We start from the raw sequence: 12,128 nt of genomic DNA on the forward strand, positions 1-12,128 counted from the left end.
CCGTCGTTACGCCACGTGCTCGTCGATCTTGCGGCCGCCCGTATGCAGTTGCATGGCCTTGCCGTGTTGCTTGTTGAGCAGATCGCGATAGACGCCCGGCCGGTTGCGCAATGCCTCCGGATGGCCGTCGTCGATGACTTTGCCCGCGCTCATGACGATGATCCGGTCGAAGTTCTGTAATGTCGACAAGCGGTGCGCGATGGCGATCACGGTACGTCCCACCATGAGCCGGTCGAGCGCGTGCTGGATCGCTTCCTCCGATGCGCTGTCGAGCGCCGACGTCGCTTCGTCGAGCAACAGGATCGGCGCATTCTTCAGGATCGCGCGTGCGATGGCGATCCGCTGCCGCTGGCCGCCCGAGAGCTTGATGCCGCGATCGCCGACGATCGTGTCGAAGCCGTCGGGCATCGCTTCGATGAAATCGGTGCAACGCGCTTCGCGCGCGGCGGCATAGACTTCCTCGCGGCTCGCTTCGGGCCGGCCGTAGGCGATGTTTTCGTAGACCGTTCGATGAAACAGCGCGATGTCCTGCGGCACCAGCGCGATCGCGTGGCGCAGGCTGTCTTGCGTGATGGTGCCGATGTCTTGGCCGTCGATTTTGATCGAGCCGCCTTGCGTTTCGTAAAAGCGCTGCAACAGCGCGAGCACCGTCGATTTACCGGCGCCCGACTTGCCGACGAGGCCCACCCGCTGCCCGGCTTCGATATGCAGATCGAAATGATCCAAGATCGCGCGCCGGCGCGGGTAGGCGAACGTGACGTTCTCGAAGTCGACTCGCCCGCCGCGCGTCGTCAGCTCGACGGCGCCTTCGCGATCGGGCATGCCGTGCGGCTCCAGCAGCGTCTTGACGGCCTCGGCGAGCCGCGCCACGTGCTGCGTGACGTCCACCAAGGCCACGGCGAGATCGCGCGTGCCGTGCAGGATCGTGAAGCCGAGCGAACTGACGAGGACGATATCACCCGACGTCGCCCGTCCCTGATTCCAAAGCCACAGCGCCCAGCCGAGCAAGCCGGCCGACAGCAGGGCGGTGATGACGGCGTGCAGGAGCCGCAGCCGCTCGAGGTACAACAAGCTTTGCTGGCGCGCTTCCATTTCGGCTTTGACGGTATCGCCGAAGCGGCGTTGTTCGCGCAGCGTCATGCCGAAGGCGCGCACGAGCCCCATGTTGCCGATCACGTCGACGAGTTCCCCGTCGACGGCCGCCGCCTTGGTCGCGAATTTATGGTGCCGCGACGAGCCGCGCCCCGCGAGCTTGAACAGCACGATGGCCAGAACGGCCGAGCAGAGCATGAGACATAGCGCCATCACGGGGTTGACGGCCACGATCATCACAATGGCGCCCAACACAGCGATGCAAGGCGGCAGGACGTTCCACGCCATCGTGTTCTCGGAGGTGTAGACGGCGTTCGACGTCGCGGTGATGCGGCTCGCGAGCATGCCCGGTTGGCGCTCTGCGAAGTACGTGGGCGCATGGCCCGTCAAATACTGGAACAAGTCGCGCCGCAGATCGCCCGTGACGGCGACGAACGCGTGGGCCGCGACCCAGCCGCCGATGCGCCAAAGCAAGTTGTCGGCGGCGATCAGTCCCACGAGGATTGCGAAAGCTGCCCACAGCGGCCCCGGATGATGGCGGCCCATGCCGAGCACATCGATCAGATGTTTGATGGCGTACTGCGAGGCAAGGGCGCACATGACGGCCGCGAACACGCTAGCCAACACGATCGCGTGGGAAAGGGGATGGCGCCGGATGTAGCTGAGCAAGAACGCGAGAGGCCGCTCGGCGTAGCCGGAGAGCCTGGCGTTGCGAGCGTTACGCTCGGCGACGGTCAAATGTTCCAATTGTGGTTCGTGCGAGGCACGCGAAGCGAGTGTCATGGAAAGCATAGTCTGCGTGTGGCGGACCGGAAGCCAAACTCGGCGAATATCGAGATGACGCGGTCCGCCGCCATTGTAAACATCCGCGGAAATTCCCCGGGGCTTCGCGACGAGCGTTGGTTAAGAGCAACGCCGCTTGCGGCGGTGCATCGTCGAGCCTGCTGCTAGCAAGTTCGATGCGCGTTCCGATCGAAAGGTCGGTCGAAGGAAACCGTAATTTTGAGATACAATCGCCGGTTAACGTTCGAATGCTCCGGGGACAAGAGCATTCGGGGTCGGATCAACCGTTGCATTGACGCGCCCGCGTGACCCTTCACCCGGTCCATTCACGCGGCGCTTCGGGCTACTGTAGGCGCGCGCGGCGGCGCCGTGGCAAGCGAAATGTTTCCGGCTTGTAACAACGTAAAGAGTTTGAAATGTCCCGCGGTGCAGCATGAAACCGGTCGGATAATCGATTCGGGTTTGCCCTAGGAAAATTGATCGTCGGCGTCAACGGTTGGCGCGATTGCGCGTTTAACGACATGTGACGTGTCGCTCCACGCCTGTTCGAACGGCATCGTCGACGACCAGAAGGGCGAATCACCCGTTCGAGGATCGGCCGGGCGTGCTGATGCCTAGCGCCGGAACGGGCGATTCGCTTCCAGACCGACAGTCAACATTTTTGCCTGAATTTTTATTAGGAGTTCATCACTATGCGGATCGCTCAAATCGCGCCTTTGCATGAAGCGGTTCCTCCGAAGCTCTACGGTGGGACGGAGCGCGTGGTGTCGTACTTGACCGAAGCGCTCGTCGACCTCGGCCATGACGTGACACTGTTCGCGAGCGGCGATTCGCAGACCTCGGCCAAGCTCGAAGCGTTCTGGCCCCAGGCGTTGCGTCTCGACCCGTCGATCCGCGACACGATGGCTCCGCACATGTTGCTGCTCGAGGAAGTGCGCCGCCGCGCCGATGAGTTCGACGTGCTGCATTTCCACATCGATTACTACCCGTTCTCGTTGTTCTCGCGCCAGCCGGTTCCGCATCTGACGACGCTGCACGGCCGTCTCGACCTGCCCGAGCTGCAGCCCATTTTCAACACGTTCAACGAAGTGCCCGTCGTTTCGATCTCGGACAACCAGCGCATGCCGCTGCCGCAGGCGAACTGGCTGTCCACGGTCTACCACGGCCTGCCCGAGAACCTGCTCACGCCGCGCAAGGACGTCGAGCCGAGCTATCTCGCGTTCCTCGGCCGCATTTCGCCGGAAAAACGCGTCGACACGGCAATTCGCATTGCCGAAAAAGCGGGCATGAAGATCAAGATCGCCGCGAAGCTCGACAAGGCCGATCGCACTTATTACGAAGAGCAGATCAAGCCGCTGTTCGCGTTGCCGCACGTCGAGTACATCGGCGAGATCGGCGAAGCCGAAAAAGCCGAATTCCTCGGCGGCGCGCATGCCTTGCTGTTCCCGATCGATTGGCCGGAGCCGTTCGGTCTCGTGATGATCGAGGCGATGGCTTGCGGTACGCCGGTGATCGCGTTCAAGCGCGGCTCGGTGCCTGAAGTCATCGAGAACGGGGTGTCCGGCTTCGTCGTCGAAGACGAACTGTCGGCCGTCGCGGCGCTCAAGCGCTTGCCGTCGCTGCCGCGCGAAACGGTGCGCAAAGCATTCGAAGCGCGCTTCACTTCGAAAGTGATGGCGCAGAACTATCTCGCATCGTACGAGAACCTGCTGCGTCAAAAGCGCCGCACGGTGCTGCGCGAAGTCGCAGCCGGCTAACGCTCCAACGGCTCGAACGCGCGTAGCCGTCTCGGTCTCGCGCGCGAAACCCGATCTCGCGCCCCGCCTGCCTTCCGGCACGCGGGGCGCGTCGTTTTCGGCGTGACGAAAGGTGCGCCGCGCCACGGGTTTCGGGTAGGACGCCACGTATTCGGCCACGCGACTCGAGCGGCCGCAAAGGCAACCGCCGAATCCCTATAATGCTGCTGCCGCACATCGGCGGCGAAAACGACTGACTTCAGGAGAGCGACTTGGCCAGAGCGAACCGAACCCGAGCGGATCAGGGGGGCGGCCATCGGGCGGCCGGCGATCCCGCGCCCGGCGCCGGTACGATGTTCACCCTGCGCGCCATCGGCCTCGTCTTGTTGTCGCGCTGGCTCTACTCGATGGCGCAAATGGGCTACGGCGAGGCGCTGTCGGCGATGGCCTCGTCGCCCTGGGCTTCGATCAACGGTGTCTTTCTGTTCTTGCTGATCGTGCTGCCTGGCGCGCATGCGCGCGCCGAGCGGCCGTTTCACCCGTTGCCGCAATGGTTGCGGCAAGCCTTGCGCTTGTTCGCTTTCCTGTGCCTGTTGTTCGCCGTTTGGTTGATCGGGGCATATGTTTGGACCGATGGGGTGCGGCCAACCGTCGCGGCCATCGCCCGCACGAACGGGTGGTTCGTGGCCGCGCCGGCGCTTTACGGGGCGGTTCTTTGGATTTGCCGCCCGCGTGCGCTCTGGCGCACCAATGTCGCTGCACGGCGCTTTGCCATCGGCCGATATGCGATTTCGGTGGATGTCCCGACGCGCACTGTGGTCGTTTGGGTGGAAAGCCGCAAAGTGGGTCAATATGACGCCCGCGAGCTCTCGATCAAATGGCCGGCCGCCGAGGCGATCGAGCGCGAGCGGCCGTCGGCGCATGTGCCGGTGCCGGCGCCGGCCGCCGGCGCGACGCCCGCAGCCGGGCAGAGCGCCGCGCGTGCGCTCCGCGCGCATGGTTGGGCACGACGCTCGCACGTGGAATTGCGGTGGGACTCGCCGGCGGCCGTCGGCCATAACGGGCAGACGGTGTTTCGGGCGACGCTCGCGACAGACGGCGACCGCATGGCTGCCCACGCGCTCGAAGCGTCGCTGCGGCAAGCATGAGTGCATCGCGCCGCAGCGACTGCGTTGCGCTGGCGCGGGCGATAGGCTGTGTCGCTGCGCCGCGCGTGACGGCGCGCGGCGCAGCGCTCGCCGAAAGGAGGCAACGGTCATGAAGCAGGCTCGTATCGAGATCGCCAGGGCGTACGACGCGCTCGGCCAAAACGGGCGCGCCCGTTTTCTAGTCGACCGCATGTGGCCGCGCGGCGTCACGAAGGACACGCTGCGCCTCGAGGCCTGGGTGCGCGACGTTGCGCCGAGCACCGAGCTGCGCAGATGGTTCGGCCACGACCCGGAGCGCTGGGAGGAATTTCGGCGGCGCTATCGCGCCGAACTCGATGCGAACCCTCAGGCTTGGCAGCCATTGCTCGATGCAGCCAAGCGAGGTCCCGTGACGCTGCTGTTCGGCGCCCGCGACCGCGAGCACAACCAAGCCGTGGTATTGCGCGAGTACCTCCAGGATCGGCTCGGGCATCACTGAAACGCGGCTTGCCATTCACCTCATCAGCCTCGTCGATGTCTTCCTCGTCACCTCACGCTCCCGCTCGTTTGCAGTCGCTGCTCGCGCAGATCCGCGCGTGCCGCGCCTGCGAGGCGCATTTACCGCACGGGCCGAGGCCGGTGCTGCAGGTTGGGCGCTCGGCCCGCATCCTCGTGGTCGGACAAGCGCCGGGGGCGCGTGTGCACGCGTCGGGGGTGCCCTGGGACGACAAGAGCGGAGAGCGGTTGCGCGATTGGATGGGGGTCGATCGCGACGCGTTCTACGATCCCAATCGCGTGGCGCTGGTGCCGATGGGCTATTGCTATCCCGGGCGCGGCGCGTCGGGCGATTTGCCGCCGCGGCCCGAGTGCGCCGCGCTCTGGCTCGAACGCGTGCTGGCCGAGATGCCGCACATCCGGTTGACGCTGCTCGTGGGCGCCTACGCACAGCGGCGGTTCTTGCCCGACGCGCGGCGGGCCAGCTTGACCGACACCGTCGCCGCCTGGCGCGACTTCGGTCCCTCGCGCCTGCCGTTGCCTCATCCGTCGCCGCGCAACCAAGGCTGGTTCAAACACCATCCTTGGCTCGAGCGCGAGCTGCTGCCGGTGCTCAGGACGCGCGTAGCCGCCGCGTTGGCGGACGAGCCGATCTAGGCGATCGCTTGACGCAACGCTGTCGCTTCCCGATACAAGCGGAAGATCCGATCGCCGCTTCCGTCAGTGGTTGTCATCAAGTTGCATGCGCCGCGACCGCCAATCGCGGCGAATTTCGACCGTACGGGCGCGCCGGCCCAACAAAGCGCCATGCCTCGAACGCGGGCGCGGCTAACTGTGCAAAGCCGGACTATCATTGCACCCCTGGCGCGCCTTCTTATCTCGAAATGAGGGCGCGTATCGTTCGATAAAGCGCGTAAAAGGGACACGTCTCATGACTTCCGGCGTCATCCGCATTCGCGGGGCTCGTCAACACAATCTCAAAAACATCGATCTCGATTTGCGCACCGGGGAAATGACGGTCGTCACGGGACCCTCGGGCTCGGGCAAGTCGAGCCTCGTATTCGACACGCTCTATGCCGAGGGGCAGCGCCGCTACGTCGAAACGTTCAGCGCCTACGCGCGGCAATTCCTCGATCGAATGGACCGTCCGCAAGTCGATCGCGTCGACGGCGTTCCGCCGGCGATCGCGATCGATCAGACCAACCCCGTGCGCAGTTCGCGCTCGACGGTCGGCACGATGACCGAGCTCAACGATCATCTGAAGCTGCTCTTCGCGCGCGCCGCGCAATTGTTCGATAAGGCGAGCGCGGAGCCGGTGCGCCACGACACGCCCGAAACGATCTACGCTGCGCTTCTCGAGCGCGCCGCGCAGCGCGACGAACGCCTGGTGGTGACGTTCCCGGTCGAGCTGCCCGAGCAGACGAGCGCTGATGAAGTCGGGCAATGGCTCTCGGCGAGCGGTTACACGCGCGTGCAGGCCGAACGTGAAGTGACCACGCCGGCCGGCCCGCGCAAGGTGCTCGATGTCGTAGCCGATCGGTTTCGCTTGAGCAAAGTCGAGAAGGCGCGCGTGGTCGAAGCGATCGAAGCGTCGCTGAAACGGGGCGCGGGCCGGGTCCATATCTACGTGTTGCCGGACGGCGATGGCGAGGGCGAAGCCGACGGACAGGCCGCATCGGAGCCGCGCATCTGGCGCTTCTCGACGGGGCTGCATTGCCCGGAAAGCGACCTTCGCTATGCCGATCCGCAGCCGGGGCTCTTCTCGTTCAATTCGGCTTATGGCGCCTGCGAGGCTTGCCGCGGTTTCGGCCGCGTGATCGGTGTCGATCTCGGCCTCGTGATTCCCGATGTGCGCAAAACGCTCGCGGGCGGGGCGATCAAGCCCATGCAAACGCCGGCGTGGAAGGAATGCCAAGACGACCTGATGCGCTACGCGGCGCGCGCGCGGATTCGCACGACGACGCCATGGGCCGAACTGACCGATGCCGAGCGCGATTGGGTGATCGACGGCTCGCCCGACTGGAACGGCCAATGGCAGCGCGAATGGTACGGCGTGCGGCGCTTCTTCGACTACCTCGAATCGAAAGCGTACAAGATGCACATTCGCGTGCTTTTGTCGAAATACCGTAGCTACACGCCGTGCGAGACGTGCGGCGGCGCGCGGCTCAAAACCGAATCGCTGTTATGGCGTCTCGGCACGAAGGAGAATGCAGACGCCGTGCTCGCCGCCGACGCGCGTTTCATGCCGCGCGGCGCGAACTGGACGCGCGCTCAGCTCGAAGCACTGCCGGGGCTCACCGTGCATGACTTGATGCTGTTGCCGATCGCACGGATTCGCCGTTTCTTCGATGAGATGACGCTGCCGAGCGCGCTGCTCGACGACGCGTTGAAGCTGCTAGTGGCCGAAGTGCGCACGCGGCTGCGCTACCTGTGCGATGTCGGGCTCGGTTATCTGACACTGGATCGGCAAAGCCGCACGCTATCGGGCGGCGAGGTGCAGCGGATCAACTTGACGACCGCGCTCGGCACCTCGCTCACGAAGACGCTGTTCGTGCTCGACGAGCCCAGCATCGGACTGCATCCGCGCGATTTGGATCGCATCGTCGAAGCGATGCGGCGTTTGCGCGACGCGGGCAATACGCTCGTCGTCGTCGAGCACGATCCGTCGGTGATGCTTGCTGCCGACCGGCTCATCGATATGGGGCCGGGGCCGGGCGAGCGGGGCGGCGCCATCGTCTACGACGGCACGCCGTCGGACATTCGTTCGGCGCAGACGCTCACGGGCCAATATCTCGGCGGGCGGCTGCGCGTCGCCGACGCCACGCATTGGGCGCGGCGGCCCGTCGATCCACAGACGCCGCGGCTCGTGCTCGAAGGCGCGAGCGAACACAACTTGCGCGACGTGACGGTGTCGATTCCGTTGACGCGGCTCGTCTGCGTGACGGGCGTCTCAGGCTCGGGTAAGTCGACGTTGATTCAGGATGTCCTTCACCCCGCGCTCGCACGCTACCTCGGACGTCCGACCGAAACGCCGGGAGCACATCGAGGCTTGATCGGTGCGGAAGGAGTCGCCGACGTCGTGTTCGTCGACCAATCGCCCATCGGCAAGACGGCACGTTCGAATCCGGCGAGCTATGTCGGCGCCTTCGACGAGATCCGCAAGCTGTTCGCGAAAGCGCCGCTCGCCTTGCAACGCGGCTACACGGCGGGCACCTTCAGCTTCAACTCGGGCGACGGACGCTGCCCGACGTGCGGCGGCTCGGGCTTCGAGCACGTCGAGATGCAGTTTCTGTCCGACGTCTACCTGCGCTGCCCCGATTGCGACGGCCGCCGCTATCGAGCCGAAGTGCTCGACGTGACCATCGAACGAGGCGCGCCGGCGAGGGCGTTGTCCATTGCCGATGTGCTCGAGCTGACCGTGAGCGAAGCGGTGAGCTTGTTCGCCGAAGACGCCGACGTTCTGCGCGTGCTGCAGCCGATCGTCGATGTCGGTCTCGAATACGTGAAGCTTGGCCAGCCGGTGCCCACGCTCTCGGGCGGCGAAGCGCAACGTTTGAAGCTCGCGGGTTTTCTTGCGGAGACGAGCGGCAAGGCCGGTGCGCAAGCGACGCCGGGTGGGCGGCTCTTCATGTTCGACGAACCGACGACGGGCCTGCATTTCGACGACATCGCCAAGCTCATGCGAGCGTTCGGCAAGCTGCTGGCGCGCGGTCATTCGCTGATCGTGATCGAGCACAATCTCGACGTCATTCGTGCGGCCGATTGGATCGTCGATCTGGGCCCCGAGGGCGGCGACGAAGGCGGTCTGGTCCTCGCGGCCGGCACGCCCGATGACATCAAGGCCTGCGCCGCCTCGCATACGGGGCGCGCATTGAAGCAGTACGACGACGCGCTCGGCGCGAGCGGGCCGGATGCCGCCGCTGCCGGCATGCCGCTGCAATCGGCGCTGGCGGCGGCGCGCTCGCGTCGCGCGGTGGAGGGCGACGACGTCGTGCGCATCGTCAACGCGCGCGAGCATAACCTCAAGAGCCTGAACGTCGATATTCCTCACGGCAAATTCAACGTCGTCACGGGCGTGTCGGGCTCGGGCAAGTCGACGCTCGCTTTCGACATCCTGTTTCATGAAGGGCAGCGCCGCTACCTGGAATCGCTCAATGCCTACGCGCGCTCGATCGTGCAGCCCGCGGGGCGGCCCGAAGTGGACGCCGTGTACGGCATTCCCCCCACCGTCGCGATCGAGCAGCGTCTTTCGCGCGGGGGGCGCAAGAGCACAGTCGCCACCACTTCCGAAGTCTGGCATTTCCTGCGGCTGCTGTACGTCAAGCTCGGCATCCAGCACTGCATTCACGACGGCACGCCCGTGATGCCGCAGAGCGCCGAATCGATCGCGGCGCACTTGCTGCGCAACTACGCGGGCGAGCACGTGGGCTTTTTCGCGCCGCTCGTCGTCAACCGCAAGGGCGTCTATACCGATTTGGCCAAATGGGCGAAGGCGCGCGGACATACGCACCTGCGCGTGGACGGCGAGTTCCTCAGTGTCGATCCATGGCCGAAGCTCGAACGCTTTCGTGAACACACGATCGAGCTGCCGGTCGCCGATCTCGTCGTTTCCGCTGATAACGAAGGCGAACTGCGGCGCGCGCTCGATGCGGCGCTCGAACTCGGCAAAGGCGTGGTGCATTTGCTCGCGCCGCTCGATGGACTGGCCGATGCGCTGGCCGCCAAGCGCTCGGCGGCGGGCATCGGCGAGATCGAGGTGCTGTCGGTCAAGCGGGCCTGCCCGGTCTGCGCGACGAGCTACCCCGAGCTTGACCCGCGCATGTTCTCGTACAACAGCAAGCACGGCTGGTGTCCGAGTTGCGTCGGCACGGGGCTCGCCTTGACGCGCGAGCAGCGCGCCGCTTACGACGACACCGTATTGGGCGCCGACGACGGCCGCGGTCGCGAGCAGACATTGCCTTCGGAGGAGCAGGAGATCGAAGGCGTCGATGACACTCCGTGCCCCGATTGCGGCGGCACGCGCTTGAACGAAACGGCGCGTGCGGTGCAGTTCGACGGCCGCGCTATCGTCGACATTGGACGCTGGACCGTGGCGGATACGCGCCGATGGATCGAGACGATCGAGCTAGGCGGCCGCGATGCGCAGATCGCGCGCGACGTCGTGAGCGAAATCGCGAGCCGCTTGCGGTTCCTCGAAGAAGTGGGGCTCGGCTACTTGAGTCTGGACCGCGCAGCGCCCAGCTTATCGGGCGGCGAGGCGCAGCGCATCCGGCTCGCTGCGCAGCTAGGCAGCAACCTGCAGGGCGTGTGCTACGTGCTCGATGAACCGACGATCGGCCTGCACCCGCGAGACAACCGGATCTTGCTCGACGCACTGCATCAGCTCGGCGAAAAAGGCAACACGCTCGTCGTCGTCGAGCACGACGAAGATACGATCCGGCGGGCCGATCACATCATCGACATCGGGCCAGGGGCGGGCAAGCGTGGCGGCCGGCTCGTCGCCGAGGGCGGCGTAAAGGATCTCGCGGCGCATGCCGATTCGCTGACGGGGCAGTTCCTCGCGCGCCCGATCGTTCACCCGCTGCAGCCGCGCAGAGCCGTGCGGGCCGACGCCAAGGCTGCGGTGCCCGAGCGATGGTTGACGGTGCATGGCGCTTCGCTGCACAACTTGCGCAACGTCACCGCGCGCATTCCGCTCGCGCGCCTCGTCGCGGTGACGGGCGTGTCGGGATCGGGCAAATCCACGCTCGCCCGCGACGTGCTGATGACGAACCTGCTCGATGCGGTGGGTCGTTCGGTATTGTCGTCGCCGGCGACTCGGCGCGCGCGGCGCGCCTCGCAGGACAGTCAGGGCTCGCCGCGCGCCCAGCCCAGCCGCCGCACGACGGGCAGCGCGAGCACGACTCGTGCGCCGCTGCAGGTCACGCATCGGTGGCAAGGCTGCACGTCGGTGACGGGTTTCGAGGCGATCGACCGCGTGCTGGAAGTCGACCAGACGCCGATCGGCAAGACGCCGCGCTCGTGCCCTGCCACCTATATCGGCGTGTGGGACACGATCCGCAAGCTGTTCGCCGAAACGCTCGAAGCACGGGCGCGCGGCTATGCCGCGTCGCGCTTTTCGTTCAACACGGGCGACGGCCGCTGCCCGGCGTGCGAAGGGCAGGGCGTGCGCACGATCGGGATGAGCTTCTTGCCCGACGTGAAAGTGCCATGCGATGTCTGCCATGGGCAGCGCTTCAACTCGGAGACGCTCGCAGTGACTTGGCGCGGCAAGAACATCGGCGACGTGCTGACGATGGAGATCGACGAGGCCGTGGACTTCTTCTCGCCACTACCGAACATCGCGCATCCGCTGCAGTTGATGAAGGACGTTGGCCTGGGCTACCTGACGCTGGGTCAGCCTTCGCCTACGCTCTCGGGCGGCGAGGCGCAGCGGATCAAGCTCGTGACGGAATTGGCGAAGGTTCGCGATGACGTGACCCGGCGCGGGCAAAAAGCGCCGCATACGCTGTATGTGCTCGACGAACCGACGGTCGGCTTGCACATGGCCGACGTCGCGCGGCTGATTCGCGTGCTGCACCGGCTCGTGGATGCGGAGCACAGCGTGATCGTCATCGAGCACGATCTCGATGTGATTGCCGAAGCCGATTGGATCATCGATCTCGGCCCCGAAGGCGGGGCGGGCGGCGGCGCGATCGTCGCGGCGGCCGATCCCGAGACGCTTGCGCGCGTACCGGAAAGCCACACGGGGCAAGCGCTGATTCCGGTGCTCGCCCGCGGTGCGCAAGCGCCGAACGAGGTGCAGGCCGAAGGCGGCCGGCGTCGCGCGTAAGCGCGGCGGCGTATTCGTACGCTGAGGCGACACAAGCGATGATCGGGTGCAAGCCGACGCCTC

6 protein-coding genes are annotated in these 12,128 nt (G+C 65.8%); 5 read left to right on the forward strand and 1 reads right to left on the reverse strand.

The window, feature by feature from the left end; genetic code table 11:
* Positions 1-6 precede the first annotated feature (6 nt).
* The gene (locus QQS38_RS12915; protein ID WP_479645773.1) at positions 7-1,875 is read right to left on the reverse strand and encodes an ABC transporter ATP-binding protein; all 1,869 of its coding nucleotides are present in this window, start codon (positions 1,873-1,875) and stop codon (positions 7-9) included.
* Positions 1,876-2,567: 692 nt separating this feature from the next.
* On the opposite strand from QQS38_RS12915, the gene QQS38_RS12920 reads away from it, so the two are divergent.
* From QQS38_RS12920 to uvrA, 5 genes are all read left to right on the forward strand, one after another.
* A complete protein-coding gene (locus QQS38_RS12920; RefSeq protein ID WP_479645774.1) occupies positions 2,568-3,632 on the forward strand; it encodes a glycosyltransferase family 4 protein in 1,065 nt (354 codons plus the stop codon).
* A gap of 251 nt (positions 3,633-3,883) precedes the next feature.
* Positions 3,884-4,759, forward strand: a complete 876-nt coding sequence (locus tag QQS38_RS12925) for a hypothetical protein (RefSeq protein WP_479645775.1) — start codon at positions 3,884-3,886, stop codon at positions 4,757-4,759.
* Positions 4,760-4,868: 109 nt separating this feature from the next.
* Positions 4,869-5,237, forward strand: coding sequence for a DUF488 domain-containing protein (locus QQS38_RS12930; protein ID WP_479645776.1), 369 nt, complete (start codon positions 4,869-4,871; stop codon positions 5,235-5,237).
* Positions 5,238-5,272: 35 nt separating this feature from the next.
* On the forward strand, positions 5,273-5,890 hold the full coding sequence (locus tag QQS38_RS12935) for a uracil-DNA glycosylase family protein (protein WP_479645777.1): 618 nt from the start codon (positions 5,273-5,275) through the stop codon (positions 5,888-5,890).
* A 274-nt stretch (positions 5,891-6,164) separates the two neighbouring features.
* Entirely contained in the window at positions 6,165-12,065 is a 5,901-nt protein-coding gene (gene uvrA, locus QQS38_RS12940) for an excinuclease ABC subunit UvrA (RefSeq protein WP_479645778.1), read from the forward strand.
* Positions 12,066-12,128: the final 63 nt, after the last annotated feature.

Source organism: Trinickia sp. Z7 (assembly GCF_056498045.1).

Excerpts from the sequence above, each read along its gene's own strand:
- QQS38_RS12935 (WP_479645777.1), top strand. The coding sequence starts at position 5,273 with ATGTCTTCCTCGTCACCTCACGCTCCCGCTCGTTTGCAGTCGCTGCTC.
- QQS38_RS12920 (WP_479645774.1), top strand. The coding sequence starts at position 2,568 with ATGCGGATCGCTCAAATCGCGCCTTTGCATGAAGCGGTTCCTCCGAAG.
- QQS38_RS12930 (WP_479645776.1), top strand. The coding sequence starts at position 4,869 with ATGAAGCAGGCTCGTATCGAGATCGCCAGGGCGTACGACGCGCTCGGC.
- uvrA (WP_479645778.1), top strand. The coding sequence starts at position 6,165 with ATGACTTCCGGCGTCATCCGCATTCGCGGGGCTCGTCAACACAATCTC.
- QQS38_RS12915 (WP_479645773.1), bottom strand. The coding sequence starts at position 1,875 with ATGACACTCGCTTCGCGTGCCTCGCACGAACCACAATTGGAACATTTG.